Source organism: Pseudomonas cerasi (assembly GCF_027983475.1).
Taxonomy (GTDB): domain Bacteria; phylum Pseudomonadota; class Gammaproteobacteria; order Pseudomonadales; family Pseudomonadaceae; genus Aquipseudomonas; species Aquipseudomonas cerasi.
Genome location: NZ_JAQJVM010000001.1, coordinates 1,533,382 through 1,551,385, shown reverse-complemented (window position 1 = coordinate 1,551,385; position 18,004 = coordinate 1,533,382). Strand labels below are relative to the sequence as shown.

Annotated in this window: 16 protein-coding genes; 9 read left to right on the top strand and 7 right to left on the bottom strand. The window is 59.7% G+C overall.

The genetic code is table 11. From position 1 onward, the window contains the following. Window positions 1–16: 16 nt before the first annotated feature. The 6 genes from PI739_RS06685 to moaA all read left to right on the top strand — a co-directional run bounded on the left by PI739_RS06685 (window position 17) and on the right by moaA (window position 6,685). Window positions 17–307, top strand: a complete 291-nt coding sequence (locus tag PI739_RS06685; RefSeq protein ID WP_003432864.1) for a (2Fe-2S)-binding protein — start codon at window positions 17–19, stop codon at window positions 305–307. After that, complete coding sequence (locus tag PI739_RS06680; protein ID WP_003432865.1) at window positions 304–1,695, top strand: FAD/NAD(P)-dependent oxidoreductase; 1,392 nt, start codon at window positions 304–306, stop codon at window positions 1,693–1,695. The genes PI739_RS06685 and PI739_RS06680 overlap by 4 nt, the downstream gene beginning before the upstream one ends. After that, the gene (locus PI739_RS06675) at window positions 1,692–2,876 is read left to right on the top strand and encodes an NAD(P)/FAD-dependent oxidoreductase (RefSeq protein ID WP_054081796.1); all 1,185 of its coding nucleotides are present in this window, start codon (window positions 1,692–1,694) and stop codon (window positions 2,874–2,876) included. Before PI739_RS06680 ends, PI739_RS06675 begins: the two co-directional genes overlap by 4 nt. After that, window positions 2,873–3,925: an ABC transporter substrate-binding protein gene (locus PI739_RS06670; RefSeq protein WP_003367301.1), complete on the top strand. Its 1,053-nt coding sequence runs from the start codon at window positions 2,873–2,875 to the stop codon at window positions 3,923–3,925. Before PI739_RS06675 ends, PI739_RS06670 begins: the two co-directional genes overlap by 4 nt. A 149-nt stretch (window positions 3,926–4,074) precedes the next feature. Then, a complete protein-coding gene (locus PI739_RS06665; protein WP_054081797.1) occupies window positions 4,075–5,421 on the top strand; it encodes a cation:proton antiporter in 1,347 nt (448 codons plus the stop codon). Window positions 5,422–5,686: 265 nt separating this feature from the next. After that, entirely contained in the window at window positions 5,687–6,685 is a 999-nt protein-coding gene (moaA, locus tag PI739_RS06660; RefSeq protein ID WP_003317890.1) for a GTP 3',8-cyclase MoaA, read from the top strand. A gap of 39 nt (window positions 6,686–6,724) precedes the next feature. Here the strand turns inward: moaA and PI739_RS06655 are convergent, their stop codons facing one another. The 7 genes from PI739_RS06655 to PI739_RS06625 form a co-directional block, all read right to left on the bottom strand. Beyond that, entirely contained in the window at window positions 6,725–7,258 is a 534-nt protein-coding gene (locus PI739_RS06655) for a DUF3833 domain-containing protein (protein ID WP_003367296.1), read from the bottom strand. 17 nt (window positions 7,259–7,275) lie between these two features. Next, the gene (locus tag PI739_RS06650) at window positions 7,276–7,794 is read right to left on the bottom strand and encodes a chalcone isomerase family protein (protein ID WP_054081798.1); all 519 of its coding nucleotides are present in this window, start codon (window positions 7,792–7,794) and stop codon (window positions 7,276–7,278) included. A gap of 214 nt (window positions 7,795–8,008) precedes the next feature. After that, window positions 8,009–8,326, bottom strand: coding sequence for a hypothetical protein (locus tag PI739_RS06645; RefSeq protein WP_003367294.1), 318 nt, complete (start codon window positions 8,324–8,326; stop codon window positions 8,009–8,011). 618 nt (window positions 8,327–8,944) lie between these two features. Then, window positions 8,945–10,906: a methyl-accepting chemotaxis protein gene (locus PI739_RS06640; protein WP_054081799.1), complete on the bottom strand. Its 1,962-nt coding sequence runs from the start codon at window positions 10,904–10,906 to the stop codon at window positions 8,945–8,947. 372 nt (window positions 10,907–11,278) lie between these two features. Then, window positions 11,279–12,997, bottom strand: coding sequence for a ubiquinone-dependent pyruvate dehydrogenase (gene poxB, locus PI739_RS06635; protein WP_054081800.1), 1,719 nt, complete (start codon window positions 12,995–12,997; stop codon window positions 11,279–11,281). Between the two features lie 156 nt (window positions 12,998–13,153). Further along, window positions 13,154–15,043, bottom strand: coding sequence for a penicillin-binding protein 2 (gene mrdA / locus PI739_RS06630; protein ID WP_044308376.1), 1,890 nt, complete (start codon window positions 15,041–15,043; stop codon window positions 13,154–13,156). 138 nt (window positions 15,044–15,181) lie between these two features. Further along, the gene (locus PI739_RS06625; protein WP_072364800.1) at window positions 15,182–15,646 is read right to left on the bottom strand and encodes a winged helix-turn-helix transcriptional regulator; all 465 of its coding nucleotides are present in this window, start codon (window positions 15,644–15,646) and stop codon (window positions 15,182–15,184) included. An 88-nt stretch (window positions 15,647–15,734) separates the two neighbouring features. On the opposite strand from PI739_RS06625, the gene PI739_RS06620 reads away from it, so the two are divergent. From PI739_RS06620 to PI739_RS06610, 3 genes are all read left to right on the top strand, one after another. Then, entirely contained in the window at window positions 15,735–16,592 is an 858-nt protein-coding gene (locus PI739_RS06620) for an SDR family oxidoreductase (protein ID WP_054081802.1), read from the top strand. A 97-nt stretch (window positions 16,593–16,689) separates the two neighbouring features. Continuing rightward, the gene (locus tag PI739_RS06615) at window positions 16,690–16,998 is read left to right on the top strand and encodes an RcnB family protein (protein ID WP_003367279.1); all 309 of its coding nucleotides are present in this window, start codon (window positions 16,690–16,692) and stop codon (window positions 16,996–16,998) included. A 168-nt stretch (window positions 16,999–17,166) separates the two neighbouring features. After that, the gene (locus tag PI739_RS06610) at window positions 17,167–18,000 is read left to right on the top strand and encodes an AraC family transcriptional regulator (RefSeq protein WP_003367277.1); all 834 of its coding nucleotides are present in this window, start codon (window positions 17,167–17,169) and stop codon (window positions 17,998–18,000) included. Window positions 18,001–18,004: the final 4 nt, after the last annotated feature.

Below are 18,004 nucleotides of genomic sequence, written 5' to 3'. Positions count from 1 at the left end.
CCGGAGCTTTCACGTTATGGCATTGCTGAAACGACTGACCGAACATGATCGCCCGGTTCTGTCCTTCACCCTTGACGGCCAGCCGGCCAGCGGTCTGTTGGGCGATACCTTGCTGACCGCGGTACTGACCGCCAGCGAACACTTGCGCGGCAGTGACTTCAGCGCCGAACCTCGCGCCGGTTTCTGCATGATGGGCGCCTGTCAGGACTGCTGGGTGAGGCTGGGTGACGGTCAGCGCGTGCGTGCCTGTTCGACGCTGCTGGAGGCCGGTCAGGCGGTGATTCGTGAACCGGGGCGCTGCGTATGAGCGATCAGACAATTGCCATTGTCGGCGCAGGACCGGCCGGCATTCGCGCCGCCCAGACGCTACTGGCCCACGACATCAAGGCCTGCCTGATCGATGAAGGGCTGCGCGGCGGCGGCCAGATCTACCGTCGCCAGCCGGACAACTTCCAGCGCTCGGCCAAGGCGCTCTACGGCTTTGAAAGCGCCAAGGCGGTCGCGGTGCACGACGCGCTCGACACGCTGGCCGCACAGATCGACTATCGGCCGCAGACGCTGGTCTGGAACGCCGAAAATCACCAACTCGATACCCTGCAAAACGGTACCGCCGCCACTGTTGATTTCAGCCACCTGATCGTCGCCACCGGAGCCACCGACCGAATTCTGCCGGTGCCCGGCTGGACCCTGCCCGGCGTGTACAGCCTCGGCGCAGCGCAGATCGCGCTCAAATATCAGGGCTGTGCGATTGGCCAGCGCGTGGTGTTTTGTGGCAGCGGCCCGTTGCTGTATCTGGTCGCTTACCAGTACGCCAAGGCTGGCGCGAAGGTGCTGGCGGTGCTCGACAGCGCGCCGTTTTCGGCGCAATGCAAAGCATTGCCGGCCCTGCTGGGCCAACCGGCAACGCTGGCCAAAGGCATGTATTACCGGGCGTGGCTGAGTGCACACGGCATTCCCGTGCATCAAGGTGCGCAGCTCACACACATCGACGGGGAAAAGCGCGTAGACGGCATTCAATGGCAACGCAACGGTAAGTCGGGCCACCTGGCTTGTGACGCGGTCGCTTTTGCCCATGCTCTGCGCAGCGAGACGCAACTGGCTGACCTGCTGGGCTGTGAATTCGCCTGGAGCGCGCTCAACCGGGCGTGGCTGCCGACCCGCGACGACTGTGGACGCAGCAGCGTGTCAGGCATCTATCTGGCGGGCGACGGTGCGGGAATCATGGGCGCAGACGCTGCTGAAATGGCCGGAGAACTGGCCGCGCTCGGGCTGCTGCAAGACATCGGTGTGGTGGCAGACACCACCCGTGCCGACACGCTTAAAACTGCCTTGCGACGCATCGAACGCTTCCGCCACGGGCTGGAAACCGCGTTTCCGTTCCCTGAGGACTGGGCCGCCAACGTGGCGGATGACACGCTGGTGTGCCGCTGCGAAGAAGTCTCTGCAGGCGAGATTCGCCGTGCCGTGCAGGACGGTCATTGGGAGATCAACCGGGTCAAGGCCATGTGCCGGGTCGGTATGGGGCGCTGTCAGGGCCGGATGTGTGGCCTGGCCGCGGCCGAGATCATCGCCCGCGAGAGCGGCCGGTCCGTCGAGCACGTCGGCCGCCTGCGCGGTCAGGCACCGATCAAGCCGCTGCCCTTCGGTCTGGGGATGCAGCCCATGGAGAAGCAATCGGTGGAGACGCAACCATGAGCACACTGATTGAAACCGATGCGATTGTCATCGGCGGCGGCATTGTTGGCGCCTCGGCAGCCTTGACGCTGGCCCTGAAGGGCAAGCGGGTCGCCTTGCTGGAACGCGATTTTTGCGGATCGCACTCCAGCGGGGTCAATTACGGAGGCGTGCGGCGTCAGGGCCGTCCGTTGTCGCAGTTGCCCTTGTCGCAAAGGGCGCATCAGATATGGGGCAACCTGCGTGAGCTGATCGGCATCGACGGCGAGTACCAGCGCTCGGGCCACCTCAAACTGGCGCGCAGCGAACAGGACATGAATGCCTTGCGCGCCTACGCCGAAGCCAGCCAGGGATTCAGCCTGGATTTGCAACTGCTTGATCGTGATCAGCTGCGCGCGCGTTATCCCTGGGCCGGCGATGTCGCTGTCGGTGCATCGCTGTGCGCCGACGACGGACACGCTAATCCACGTCTGGTATCGCCGGCCTTCGCCCGCGCTGCTCGTCGGGCAGGCGCACAGGTGTTCGAGCAGGCGCCGGTCAGTGAAGTCAGCCACGACGGCAACGTGTTCGTCGTCACCACCGCCAGCGGTCTGACACTGTGCGCCACTTGGCTGCTCAACTGCGCCGGGGCGTGGGCCGCAGCGCTGGCAGCACAATTCAACGAACCGGTGCCGATGTATTCAGGGCACCCGGCAATGCTGGTGACAGAACCGCTGCCGATGTTTATGGACGTTAGCACCGGTGTCGAAGGCGGCGGCATTTATGCCCGGCAAGTGGCTCGCGGCAATTGCGTTCTGGGCGGCGGACAAGGCTTTGCCCTCGACCCGGCACGCACCAGACCGGGACAGGCGGCGGTGCTGGATATCCTGCGCAACGCCGTCGAACTCTACCCGCCACTCGCCGGCGCTCAGGCCATTCGCACCTGGAGCGGCACCGAAGGCTATCTGCCGGACCGTGAACCGGTGCTGGGCCCAAGCCTGACCCATCCAGGTCTGCTGCACGGCTTCGGCTTTGCCGGGGCGGGCTTTCAGATCGGTCCGGCAGCGGGTGAAGCGCTGGCCGAATGGGTCTGCGAAGGTGCCTCACGGATTTCGCTCGATGCGTTTTCCATCGGCCGCTTTCAGCAAATCGCCCTGCAAACCCCTGCCATCGAACTTGTTACGAACGTCATCCCATTGCACAGAGGAAGGTCGTCCCTATGAAAAGTACCAAACGTCTCGCCCTCACCGGGCTGTCCTGCCTGCCGCTGGCCGCCGCACTTCTGTCCACGCCTGTCATGGCCGAAACCACGCTGTACCTGGGCATGAACGGTGGGACCATGGAGCGCCTTTATGCCGATCAGGTGCTGCCGGCTTTCGAGAAGGCCAACAACGTCAAGGTGGTGATCGTGCCTGGCACATCGGCCGACATCCTCGCCAAGGTTCAGGCGAGTAAGGACAACCCGCAGATGCACGTCATCTTTCTCGACGACGGCATCATGTATCGGGCTATTTCCATGGGCCTGTGCGACACGCTGCAGCCCAGCGCCAGTCTGGCCGACCTGCCTGCCAAGGCCAAAATCAAGGAACAGGCAGCAGCCGTCAGCCTGGGCGTGACCGGCCTGGCCTACAACACACGGATGTTCAAGGAGCAGGGCTGGAGCGCGCCCACCTCGTGGATGGACCTGGCCGATAAACGTTTCAAGGACAAGGTGGTGTTCCAGTCACTGGCCTCCTCGACCTTCGGCCTGCATGGCTTTCTGATGTTCAACCGTATCCAGGGCGGCAGCGAGAAAGACGTCGAACCCGGCTTCAAGGCCTGGCCGAAGACCATCGGCCCGAACGTACTGGAATACATCGCCAGCTCGGCCAAGATCTCGGAAATGGTGCAGACCGACGAAGCCGCCCTGTTCCCGCTGACACCCACCCAGGTCACCGCGCTGAAGATCAAGGGTGTACCGGTGGAATATGCATCGCCCAAGGAAGGCGGCGTGGTGTTGAACGTGGCTGAATGTGCGATAGCCAATAACAACCAGCCGGAGCTGGCCCAGAAGCTGGCGGCCTACCTGCTGACACCAGAAGCACAGGCGCCTGCGCTGGAGTTCGGTGACCAGATCCCGTCGAACCCGAAAACCCCGACCACTGACAAGACACGCAGTCAGGTCGAGGCCATGGAGAAGTACCTGGAAACGGCGGTGACCATCGACTGGGATCAGGTCAATCAGATCCGTCCCGAGTGGAACGCACGCTGGAGCCGCAGCATCGAGCGCTAGAGGTCCACGGCGACGCCGAAAGGCATCGCCGTGCGTAAAAGACGCATGCTGATTGCCATCCGGCAAATTATTTCAACTTATTACCGTGCACGGGAGTCCCACCGTTACGCCCTCTGCTTCGGGCGCATTTTGACGGTGGTTCTTTCTCTATGAGTTTTATTGTCTGCATGGGCGTGCTTGGCGTGCTGTTGATGCTATTGGCGCTCACTTCCTCTTACCTGCGCTGGATGCCTGTGACCACATCGGCCGTGTGCCTGGGATTCGGCTTCGGCATCGGCCCGATGGGCCTGGATATCGTCGATCTGGATTTCGAGAAATCCTACGAGTGGCTGGAACGCCTGACCGAAGTGGCGGTGCTGTTTTCGCTGTTCGGTACGGGCATCAAGTTGCGCCTGCCCTTGCGCGGCAAAGCCTGGCATTCAGCCTATTGGCTGGCCGGGCCGGTGATGCTGGCGACCATCGCTGGCGTGACGGTCGCGGGGCACTACATCATTGGCCTGGACTGGGGCGTGTCTTTGTTGCTCGGCGCGATGCTGTCGCCGACGGACCCGGTACTGGCCGGGATGGTCCAGGTCAACAATGCCCGGGATCAGGACCGCCTGCGCTTCGGCCTGTCCGGCGAAGCGGGCCTCAACGACGGAACCGCGTTTCCATTCGTGATTTTTGCCTTGCTGTACCTGAGTTCCGGGGGCGCGATGGGCGACTGGGTCCAGGGATGGCTGATCAAGGATTTGATCTGGGCGGTGCCGGCCGGTCTGTTGATTGGTTACGGGATGGGCCGCGGGGTCGGCCATCTGATGATCTTTCTGCGCATCAAGAACGCCGACAGCACCACCTCGCCCAATGACTTTCTGGCGCTGGCACTGATCGCCCTGGCTTATGTCGTTGCGCAAAGCGTGGGTGCCTTTGGCTTTCTTTCGGTATTTGCCGCCGGATTCGGGCTGCGTCAGGCTGAGGTACGTGTCACGCGGTCAGAGCTGCCGTCCGAGCACGTCGCGCAGCCGGTCCTCGGGCATATGACGTCCTCCCTCGAGCAGGGCACGGTCGCGCAGGTCGACGACATGAGCGACTCGCAACTGGCTGCCGGCGTGATGATGGGCGATATGCTGGCGTTCGGTAGTCTGGTGGAGCGCGCCATGGAAGTCCTGCTGATCACCCTGCTGGGCGCGGCGCTGGCGATGTACTGGGACTGGCGAGCCATTGGCCTGGGTATCGCGCTGTTCTGCGTGATTCGTCCTGCCAGCGTCTGGTTGCTGGTGAGTCGTCGCCTGCTCAATGTCCGACAAAAAGCACTGGTTGGCTGGTTCGGTATTCGTGGGATCGGCAGTCTTTATTACCTGTGTTTTGCCTTGTCGCATGGTCTGGCACACGATGTCGGCCACGTCGTCGTTGGCATGACCCTCTCGGTCGTCGCCCTGAGCATTCTGGTACACGGCATCAGTATCCAGCCTTTGCTGGAGCGTTACGAGCGCAGTTCCGCCGCCAGGCCTGCTTGATCAGTCATCAAGGCAAAGCGCCATAGAGCGTGTCGATGAGCGTATTGGAACAAGCAATTGGACTGCGGCATTTCGACTCGGTTAGCGTGGCGTCATCCGGCCAGTGCAAACCGCAATGCGTGCGGCTACTATGTTTATACGCACAAGGCACTTTGCCAGCCTGCAATCAGGCCAGAAACCGGCACTCTGCAAATTGGCTGAACCCTTGTCACGCACTGGCCTCCAAACCCGGTAATACAGCCCACTCGATTATTTAGAAGGTGAAATGTCAGAACCCGTCCTGATGGACCGCTTTGCACGTAAGGTCGATTATCTGCGCATGTCGGTCACCGACCGCTGCGATTTTCGCTGCGTGTACTGCATGGCCGAAGAGATGACGTTTCTGCCTCGACAACAGATTCTGTCGCTGGAAGAGATCCTCCAGGTGGCCGAGCGCTTCGTGGCACTGGGCACGCGCAAGATTCGTCTGACCGGTGGTGAACCGCTGGTACGCGCAGGTGTGGTCGGGCTTTGCGAGAAGATCGCCGCCCTGCCCGGCCTGCGTGAATTGTGCATGACCACCAACGGTTCGCAGCTGGACAAACTGGCTGCCCCGCTGTTCAAGGCCGGCGTCACGCGCCTGAACATCAGCCTGGACAGCCTCGATCCACAGCGTTTCCGCGAGCTGACCCGCACAGGCGATCTGCACAAGGTGATTGCCGGCATCGATGCCGCCAACGCCGCCGGTTTTGTGCACACCAAGCTCAACTGCGTGGTGATGCATGGTCGCAACGATGATGAGATCAACGACCTGCTGGCGTTCGCCATCGATCGCAACCTGGACGTTTCGTTTATCGAAGAAATGCCGCTGGGCATCATCAGCGAACACAGCCGCGCCGAATCCTTCTACTCCAGCGATCAGGTGCGCGAACGCATTGCCGAACGTTACACCCTGGTGCCTTCCACTGACTCGACTCAAGGGCCATCGCGCTACTGGCGCCTGGCCGAGGCACCGGGCATTCGCATCGGCTTCATCTCGCCGCACAGCCACAACTTCTGCGGCACCTGCAATCGCGTGCGCATGACCGTCGAAGGTCGCTTGCTGCTGTGCCTGGGCAACGAGCATTCCGTGGATTTGAAGGCGGTATTGCGCGCCAATCCCGGCCAGCCGGAAAAGCTGGAAAAAGCCATCATCGACGCCATGCAGCTCAAGCCGTGGAGCCACAACTTCACCCACGACGATGGCGTGCAGGTGGTGCGCTTCATGAATATGACGGGCGGCTGACAGCCGCCCTGAAGGATGACGCCTCATATGAGGCGTTATTTATTTACCAGCCTTGCGAAAGAACAAGGTGATCTGCCCGACTTCGACACCCAGCTTGGTCATCGACGAACGATTGGCCATGGTCTGCTTGTCGATCAGGTACATCCAGTCATCCAGGCTCACGTCATACTCGGTGCCATCCACCGGCAACCTGAGCACATAGTTCCAGTGGAAGCTGTTGCCTGACACTTCGCCATAGGCCTCGCCAACCACGTCACCTGCCGTGCCCTTCCAGCGCCCCGGACCATCGGGACGCAAGCGCCACTCCCGGACCTGTTTGGTGCCATCGCTGTAGCTGAAGGCCTCGTGCATGACCAGCACTTCGCCTTCACTGTGCCCGTCGATCACCACGGTAAAGCGCTTGGTGACTTCACCGGAGCGCTTTTGAAACATTCCCCAGGCCTCGACACGCCCGGTGAAGTACTGTCTCAGATCGAGCTTGGGCTCTTCCTGACTGTAACGGGTTACCGGCACACCGCCGCAGCCGCTCAGTACAAGCCCTGCACACAACATCAACATCCACTTTCTCAGCATGCGCCCTCCTTGATGGGTCATGAGCCGGTACTGCCGAGCAACTGCTCGCGAAGCTCCGGGTTACGGGTTTTCGGGTCAAGCCAGATGGAAAAGAAAGCCTTGGCGAACTGGCTGTCGGGCACCACATGCTGGAGCTTGTCGCCAACATAAAACCGCGCTTCGCGGCCAGGCAGGTACACACCGGTAATCTTCATGCCCGGCTGGACGTCGACAAATGACTGGTTCATCTGCTGGCGCCATTCAGTCAGTTGCTGTTCGTTCACCTTCGCACCGGAAATACGCTTGATCTCATCGATACTGGCATCGACGAGGTCTTCCCGGTCAATGTCGCGGTGGTAGGTCAGCTCGAGAGCCAGCGGTGCATCCGCGACGAAGGGCTTGGCGGGGCTTAGCAACCTGGCCGTATAGATGCGAAAACCGAACAGACTGAGGTCACCGCCACCGACGACCTGAGCATTGGGCAATGCCTCACGCCAATCCGCCGAAGCGCCAGCGCTGAGCAACATCACCAACCATAACCATCGTGGCGCACGCATCGGCAACCTCTGTTTATGTCATGTGCAGGCACTGCCGTGACAGTCACCACAGGCAGCGAGTGAGAAGAGTCAGAATCGCTGACTCATGGCCGGAATCTATACCACCAAAAACGCTTTGTACAACCTGTAGGCCCTCGCCGTCCCGGTGACGAAAACCAAAAAGCCTGTTCCCGATCAGTATCGGGAACAGGCTTCAGGACCTGCGATGCCCTACTCAGGCAACCTGCGAGTGCGCCTGCCGACGAGTCTTCTGCCACTCACCTTTCAACGCCTGCAGCGTGTTCTCCATATAGGCACGATCGGCAGCGGCTTTCTTGCCGACATAACCCTGGCCACGACGGAACATCTTCAGGGATGCGCGCAGTTGCGGGTGCGCATCACGAAACTCGTGCTCTTGCGTGAACGGCGACATGGCGTCGACGCGAACTTCACCCGACTCGGCCACCCAGGCGATATGATTATCCAGCGTGTCTTTGCACGCCGCAAACAGACGAGCCAGTTCATCAATAGTCGGTTGTGTGTTGATATTCATGTTGATGCCCCTTCGCTCGTAGACTGTTCAATAATTGATACATCAAGTTCATGCGCCAGAACTTCAGCAATGCACACGATTGAGTGTGCGTCGAATACCGTTCCAGCCCTCAAGGACATGCAGGTAGCCTTGATGAAGAGCCGCTACACAGCGGCATCAGCGTAGAGAGAAGAAGTCACGAAACCCAAAGACCCGGCCCAGGATCGGCAATCGATCCGTTACAAGCATCATGAGGACATTTCGCCAGCTTCTCGCCCTTATCGACGACAAATGCCAGTTCAGCTCCATCAATCTGCCTTGTGGGCAGCCTACATCCGGGAACATCTCGACGGCTTGCCGAGCCTGTTCATCACACCTTTTGCAGCGCTCCCGATCGGGGAGACAGCTGCATAATGCAAAAGGAAAATGGGCACGTCAACGATTATGTAGTGATTATTTTTTATCACTACATAATCGTATGAGGGACGTGGGGTTACGTAAAAAGGTGACTGAATGGTCATGGGGGTACAGGTTATCAAGGGTGGTCAGGGACATCGGCACGACGGCCTCTGAAGACCAGCAAAAAGGCCTGAAAGCGTTCGCTTCCAGGCCTTTTCACAACACACAAACAGCTGACTGTCAGCTCACCTTGAAGCGACCCACCAGCCCCTGCTGCTGCTCCGCCAGACGCGCAAGTTCGCGACTGGTGACGGCGGTCTGCTCGGCACCGGCACTGACCTGGATGACCAGCGAGTTGATGTCGTCGACGTTGCGGTGGATCTCTTCGGCCACCAAGCTTTGCTCTTCAGCGGCCGAAGCGACCTGAATGTTGCGGTCGCTGATGGTCGCGATGCCTTCTGCGATCTCTTCCAGCAGTTCACCAGCGCGCACGACGTTGCTGGCACCCTCCTGCGCCTTGCCCAGGGTTTCCTGCATCGACGCGGCAGCGCGTTCCGAGCCGGACTGCAGGTTGGCGATCATTTTCTGGATGCTGACGGTAGAGTCCTGAGTCTTCTTGGCCAGATTGCGCACTTCGTCGGCAACCACCGCGAAACCACGCCCCTGCTCGCCGGCACGTGCAGCCTCAATGGCTGCGTTGAGCGCCAGCAGGTTGGTCTGGTCAGCGACGCCACGAATGACATCGAGCACCGAGGAGATCGAGTTGCTCTCGCCCTTGAGCTCGTCAATGATCCGTGAAGTCTCTTCTGCCTGCACCGAGAGCCCCTGAATCAGGCCGATGGTGTTGTCGATTTCGGTCTTGCCCTGCAGGGTGCTGTTGTTGACGCGCTGCGACATCTCGGCCGCGTCAGTGGTGCTGCGTGCTACATCCTTCACAGTGGCACTCATCTCGCTGATGGCAGTGGCGACCTGATCAGTGCCCTGGCGTTGTTGCGCCACGTTCTGATTGGTTTGCAACGCCACTGCGGAAGACTGCTCGGCGGCGGTGGCAACCTGTGCCGTGGCGCTGCCGATGTCGCGGATGACCTCACTGATCTGTTGCGCCATGTTGTCCAGATTGCGCGAGATCTCGCCGAACTCGTCCTTGCCGACATAACGGGTCCGGGCGGTCAGATCACGTGTGGAAAGTGCCATCAGCGTGCGGTTCACATCGACCACCGCAACCTTGATGTTACGGATGATCACCGACGCCAGCCACAGAACGACGATCAGCATCAGGACGACAATGGCAACCGCCACGTACAGGCTGCTTTGAGCGGAGCTGCGCGCATCCATTGCCAGGCCGACGACGTTCTGGCCAAGCTCTGCCTCCACCTGCGCCATCATGTCGATACGCACGGTCGCAAGGTTGAACCAGTCTTCCGGCTTGACGTTGAGCGGGTCACCCAGCGGAGTATCGAAGCCCAGGCGTTGCAAGCGGGCCACTTCGAGCGATCCTGGTTGCTGCAAAACGGCATTGAGTTTGGTTTTGAAGGCTTCAGGTGACCAGCGCTGGAACGCTTCGAAATACCCCGAGAACTCGCCCAGGTTGCGACTGAAGCGCGATAACAGTGCGGCGTCAAACCGGTTCTGGTTGAATGCCAGACCAAGCAATACACGCTCGCGACCGGCACGTTCCTTCATATCCACGAACTGATTGAGCGAGCTCAGGCCGCGCAATATTTCCGGATCCTCGATACTCGATTCCATTGAGTAAGAGAAGCCGATGAGTGTCTTGATGATGTCGGTGAAGCGCGTACCGGATTCTGTATTGTTGATCCCGAGTGAGTCCACCTTGAGGCGCAGAGCGATCAGCTCCTCGAATGCGCGGTTGACCTTATCAGGTCCGGGAATACCGTCGGTGGACTGGGCGCGCATCTCACTTATAGCCTTGTCGGTTTCCTGACGAAACGTCTTCAGCTTGTCCTGCATGGACTTGCCGCCGCTACCCAGAAATACGCCGCTGGCGCCACGTTCGCGCTGGAGAGTGGTGACTACGTCACTCACTTTCTGTGCGGCGCTGGTGGCTGTCACTGCGCGCCTCATATCACCGAGGTTTTCACTTTTGTCAGCGACGAACAAACCTGCAAAGGCAAGGAAGCCCAATAGGGGGAATATTAAAATAAGCAGCAGTTTCATACTCAAAGGAGCATTTCTAAGCATTGCAGACCTCATGACGTGCAGACTTTTCTATAAAGAATATCCAGGGCGTAACGTTCTGTAGCGTCGACGTTTTTTTTCGCCAGGGACTGTTCGGTAATCAGCCTGCCGTAGCCGATCTTGCTTCCGTATCACTGTCTCGGCTGTCTTCCGGGAAGCTTTACCCACTATTTGAATTTGTTAGTTCAAACAGCGAACTCAATAAAGCACAGGGTGCAAGAAGTTTGGATCCACAAAGAAATGACCGCCTTGGGCGGTTATGATGAGAAGAGAAATATAAATCCACCGAGAGTGTCACCTGTAACGGCGAAGACAATCTCGATGGATAGAAGTTGCAACTTTTTTCTATTCAACCCATACGTTTTTTATAACTGATTAACGCAGGTTGGTTTTCGCCAGCTCCAGCACTTCACTGCCGCGCCCGCTCATGATCGCGCGCATCATGTACAGGCTGAAGCCCTTGGCCTGGGCCAGCTTGATTTTCGGTGGGATGCCCAGCTCCTGCTTGGCAGTGACAACGTCGATCAGCACCGGACCGGGATGATCGAACGCCTTGCGCAAGGCGGCAGGCAACTCTTCGGCGTTCTCGACACGCAGGCCCAGAATGCCTGCGCCCAGGGCAATCCCGGCGAAGTTGGTTTCATGCAGGTCAGTGCCATGCGGCACGTAGCCGCTGGCTTTCATTTCCATGTCGACGAAGCCCAGCGAGCTGTTGTTGAACACCACCATCTTGATAGGCAGGTTCAACTGACGAATGCTGAGCAAGTCGCCCAGCAACATGGACAGACCGCCGTCGCCACACAAGGCTACGACCTGACGATCCGGATGTTCAGCCTTGGCCCCCAGAGCTTGTGGCAAAGCGTTGGCCATCGAGCCGTGGTTGAACGAGCCGAGCAGACTGCGCCTGCCATTCATGTGCAGATAGCGTGCAGCCCACAGCGTCGGCGTACCGACGTCGACGGTAAAGATCGCATCGGCATCCGCCTGCTCGTCGACCAGTCGAGTGAGGTACTGCGGATGAATCGGCGTACCATCTGGCGTCGGGGTGGCCAGTTCGTCCAGTTCCTCACGGGCCTTGGCGTAGTGCTTCAGGGCCTTGTCGAGGAAACGGCGATCGGTGTGCGGCCTGAGCTTTGGCTGAAGCGCCTCCAGGGTTTCCCGCACCCCGCCCACCAGACCCAGCGCCACCGGCGTGCGACGCCCTAGCTGGGTCGGATCGAGATCGATCTGGATGATGTCGGCTTTTTCGGGGTAGAAATTCCGATAGGGGAAGCTGCTGCCGAGAATCACCAGCGTGTCGCAGGACAGCATGGCGTGGTAGCCGGAGCTGAAGCCGATCAGGCCGGTCATGCCGACGTCGAAGGGATTGTCGTATTCGACATGCTGCTTGCCGCGCAATGCGTGAACGATCGGCGCGCCCAGCGTATCCGCCAACGCCAGAACCTGCTCGTGGGCACCCTCGCAACCCGCACCGCACAGGAGTGTGACGGCTTTGGAATCGTTGAGCATGTCGGCCATCGACTGCAGATCGTTTTCGGCAGGCACCACGTTGGGCGCTGTAGCCTCGATCCATTTTGCCGCGACATCCGGCGCAGCGCTGAGCGCCACGTCGCCCGGCAAGACGATTACCGCCACACCTTTCTGACTGATCGCAGCACGCATGGCACGTTCCAGCACACGCGGGAACTGCTCGGGGTTGCTGACCAGTTCGACGAAGTGGCTGCACTCCTTGAACAGCTCCTGCGGATGGGTTTCCTGAAAATAATCCAGACCGATTTCCGAAGACGGAATATGCGCAGCAATTGCCAGAACCGGCACCCGGTTGCGATGGCAGTCGTACAGGCCATTGATCAGGTGCAGGTTGCCCGGTCCGCAGCTGCCGGCGCAGACCGCCAGCTTGCCGCTGGACGCCGCCTGCGCACCGGCAGCAAAGGCTGCGACTTCTTCATGACGGGTGTGCATCCAGCGAATCGAATCGGTGCGTTCCAAGCTGTCGGTCAGGCCGTTGAGGCTGTCTCCGGACACCCCCCAGATGTGCGAAACACCCGCCGCTGCGAGGGTTTGCGCGAGATGGTCGGCAATGGTCTTGGACATTCCGGGTTCCTTGTCGAGGCAATGATAATGAGTTCGGTAAAACGCGCGCAGCGCTCTGCCACGCCTGTTGTGGTCGACCCGATGCATTCTCGACAGTTCAGAAAACCTGAGCCCTGTTCAGGGCTCGGTCGTTCGGCAAGCGTTTTAAAACGCTGATCAGGCGTGCGGGTTGCCCGGCGCCTTGGTGGGTGTGGCGTACTCAGGCTTGAGCTTGCCCTCGCTGTCCAGCAGCCAGGCATCGAGAATCTCCCGCACCACGGGGCCTGCTACCCGGCCACCCGCCTCGCCGTTCTCGATGGTCACCGACACGACGATTTTCGGATGGTCGGCCGGCGCGAAACCGACGAACAAGGCGTTGTCGCGGTTACGCTCAAGGGTCTTCAGACGGTTATAGCGCTCACCCTGCTTGATCGCCACCACCTGCGCCGTACCACTTTTGCCGGCGATGCGGTACTGAGCGCCCTTGGCCGCATCCCGCGCAATGCCGCGGGGATCGTGCATGACCATCTGCATGCCGGTATTGACCTGATTCCATTCATTGGGATCGCGCAACACGATATTTGGCATCGGATGCTCGTCGACAGGTGCCTTATCACCGACTTCCATCGCCAGATGCGGTCGATGCCAGACACCCTTGCTGGCAATCAGTGAAGTGGCCTGAGCCAGTTGCAACGGCGTGACCTGCATGTAGCCCTGGCCAATGCCGAGAATCACCGTTTCGCCGGGGAACCATGCCTGGCGACGCGTGGCCCGCTTCCATTCGCGGGACGGCATAAGCCCTGCAGACTCCTCGAACATGTCCAGCGACACCTTCTGGCCGATACCGAACATGGTCATGTAGTCGTGCAGGCGGTCGATGCCGAGCTTGTGCGCCACCGTGTAGAAATAGGTGTCATTGGAACGCATGATCGCCGTGTCCATGTCCACCCAGCCATCGCCACTGTGATTCCAGTTACGGTATTTGTGGTCGAAGTCCGGCAACTGGAAGTAGCCGGGATCGAAGACCTTTGTCGAGGCGGTCATCACACCGCTGTCGAGACCGGCAATCGCCACTTCCGGCTTGACTGTCGAGCCCGGTGCGTACAGGCCACGCAGCACTCGGTTGAACAGTGGCCGGTCAATGGAATCGCGCAGCGCCGCATACTGTTTGAAGCTGATGCCGGTGACGAACAGGTTGGGGTCGAAGCTTGGCTTGCTGACCATCGCCAGCACGTCACCGGTTTCCGGGTCCAGTGCAACCACGGAGCCGCGTCGATCACCCAGCGCGTTTTCCGCCGCGGCCTGCAAATGCGCGTCCAGCGTGAGGGTAATGTTCTTGCCCGGCACCGGGTCAGTGTGTTTCAGCACGCGCAGCACGCGGCCCTGGGCGTTGGTTTCGACCTCTTCATAGCCTACGTGGCCGTGCAGCTCAGACTCGTAGAAGCGCTCGACGCCGGTCTTGCCGATGGACTGCGTGCCGCGATACTCGTTATCGAGATGGGCCGCTTCCTTTTCGTTGATGCGGCCGACGTAGCCGATCGAATGCGCGAAATGGGCGCCCAACGGGTAATGGCGAACGAACTGCGCCGCCACGTCCACGCCCGGCAGCAGGTACTGATTGACCGCCAGAATAGCGATCTGCTCTTCGGTGAGTTCATAGAGCAATGTTGCCGGTTCGAACGGATGACGGACCTGCTTCAGTTCTTTGTCGAACAGAATCCGGTCTTCGTCGGGCAATTCCAGCAGGGTCATCAGTTCGTCGATCACCTTGTGCCAGTCGCCGGCGCGTTCACGGGTCAGGGTCAGGTTGAAACTGGGGCGATTGTCGGCAAGCACTTCGCCATTGCGGTCAAAGATCAAACCGCGCTCGGGCGGGATCGGCAGCACGTGAACACGGTTGTTTTCGGAAATGGTCGAGTGATAGTCGAACTCGGTGACTTGCAGGAAATACATGCGCGCGACCAGACAGGCAGCCAGCAGGCCGACCAGCACCGCGCAGGCAATCAGGCGCTGATTGACCAGCCGCGTCTCTTTTTCGTGGTCTTTCAGGGGAATTGGATTGGGCATTTCTACAGCTTCTCGGTGAAGGGCAAACGGCGCAACTAAACGTGTATATAAAGATTTCGGCGCGCACCATACCAAGAAGCGGCTGATTACAGGCGATCAAGCCGACAATCACAGGATGAAAAATCTGTCAGAAAAGACTCATTCGGGCGTGATCTGCAGCGTATTCGACGCTTCGCGGGCCTGCATGATGCGCGGCAGATTGGTCTCGATCCAGGTGACGAGGGTTTCAACCTGCAAGGCGACCTCTTCGCCCATTGGGGTCAAGCGGTACTGAACATGCGGAGGCACTATCGGCAACGACTTGCGGCTGACGAAACCATCATGCTCCAGATGTTGAAGCGTTTGCGCGAGCATTTTCTCGCTTACCCCGCCGATCTTGCGGCGTACTTCGCTGAAGCGATGCATGCCACCCCGCAACACCACCAGCACCAGCACGCCCCAACGGCTGCAGACATGATTGAGCACCACCCGCGAAGGACAGTCAGTGGCCAGCACCTGGCCCTGACGGACCAGCGCCAATAGCGTCTCGGCCGCTTCCGGCGGGAAGCCTTGCTGCATAACACCTGATTGCCGGGTACTTGATTGCGAAGCGGATTCGCTCATGACACTTACCTTTTTGTACGTACTTACTAAAGGTAAGCATCATGACTATGCTGGCGCTTCCTTTCAACCTGATTCAAGGAATCATTCCATGATCGTTGTCACCGGTGCCACAGGCCAGCTTGGCCGCCTCGTCATTGAACAGTTGCTCAGCCGCGTACCCGCTTCGCAAATCATCGCCGCCGTGCGCAGTCCGGAAAAGGCCGCCGATCTGTCCAGGCAGGGTACTCAGGTTCGTCAGGCCGACTATTCACAGCCTGCGACACTCGACAGTGCATTTGCCGGTGCCGACAAAGTGCTGCTGATTTCCTCCAGCGAAGTGGGTCAGCGCCTGCCGCAGCACAAGGCGGTGATTGATGCGGCCAAGCGCGCCGGGGTCAAGCTGCTGGCCTACACCAGCGTTCTGCGTGCCAAGACCTCGGCATTGAGCCTGGCCAGGGAGCACAGCGAAACCGAAGAGTACCTGAGCGCCAGCGGCCTGCCGTTCGTGTTGCTGCGCAATGGCTGGTACACCGAAAACTACACCGCAGGCATTCCGGGCGCACTGACCCATGGCGCGGTCATGGGCAGTGCCGACGAGGGTCGTATCAGCTCTGCTTCGCGTCTGGATTACGCCGAGGCGGCCGCAGTGCTGCTGACATCGGAAACGACACAGGCTGGTAAGGTGTATGAGCTGGCAGGCGACGAGTCCTACACGCTGTCCGAATTTGCAGCGCAGTTGTCGACGCAGAGCGGCAAGTCCCTGCCTTACGTCAACCTGCCACAGGCCGAATTCGAAGCCGCGCTTATCCAGGCAGGCCTGCCTGACTTCGTGGCCCGGTTGCTGGCAGATTCCGATGCCGCTGCTGCCAAGGGCGCCCTGTTCGATGACAGTCGCCAGTTGAGCGCGCTGATCGGCCGCCCGACCACCCCGCTCTCGGCAACCATCGCCGAGGCACTGAAAGGCTGAGCACAGCAAACCCGATCGAATGATTTGCCATGGTGAAGGTCCGAGTTATTACGAGGCATTAAGCCATCGCCTGATACCAAAGACTGGGAGTCTTCACATGAACAGCAAATCGTTGATCGCCTGCATGACCTTGCTCGGCTGCTTTTCCGCCGTCACCCTGCCCGTTCACGCGGCAGAGACGGCGGACCCGAAAGTCACCGAATCCAAGGACAACGTCCATGAGCTGGAAGTAGGCTCCCGCGTTCCGGAAAAATATCGTCGCAGCGACCTGGAAGTGAAGGACTGGAAAAGCAAAGGCCTGGAAACACCCGCCAAGGAAAGCGAATGGGTAAAGATTAACGACAAGTACGTGCGTTTCCAGAAGGTCAATGGCCAGATCATGGACATCGTGCCGGTCAAGAAGTAAGGCGCAGCCTGCTTCGCCAGCGCTCTGCGTGAACATGTCCGAGCGCCGCAGGGCGCCATTCAGTGCATGTCAGCGCAGAGCTCGTCTCGACAGGCCAACATCGCATGAGCGATGGCCAATATCGCTCAGCATCCGGTACTCTCGTCGCTCTGCCGACGGGATATCAGCATGAACCGCAACGAACCCAGCAAATCGACCGCAACCCCTTTTTTCTGGCGCGATGAGCACCTTTCGTTCATCGAAGCCCGTTCTGTAGAGGATGGCCGACGGGTCTGTTACGCGCCTCACTCGCATGAAATCTTTTCCGTCGGCGCGATCACTGCCGGACAGAGCACCTATGTGCATGAAAAGACCTCACAGTGCGTCACGTCAGGCACTGTAGTGTTGATGAATCCGGGCGACGTGCATGCCTGCAACCCGATCAATGACCAGGCCTGGTCGTATCTGATGCTCTATGTGGACAGCGGCTGGCTGGGCGACATTCAGGGCGAAACGGGGTTGAATGCCGGGCACGGTTTTCAACCATTGCCCCATACGCACAGCGATGATTCGATCCTGTTCGCTGCATTGACTGCGCTGTTCCAGACGCTGACTGATACGAGAATCGATACGCTGCAAAAACACTGCTCAGCCGTGGCCTTCTTTACCCTGATGCTGGAGTCACTCGGCACGGCACCGGCACGGCCCCGCCCACCATCACCTCGCGTTGCCCGAGCCGCCGAATACATCAACGACAATTTCACCCGGCCCATCAGGCTTTCCGACATTTGTGCCGCAGCCAATCTCTCGGCGTCCTACCTGATTCGCTCGTTCGAACAGCGCTATCATCTGACTCCGCATGCCTACCTGCTCAATCGGCGGATCCAGCATGCCCGCAGACAGCTGAAAAGCGGCAAGATGATCGCCGATGTTGCTCAGGAGGCAGGCTTTGCCGATCAGGCGCACTTTCAACGTGAGTTCAAAAAGCATCTGGCAGCAACGCCAGGGCAGTATCGGCTGTGATGAC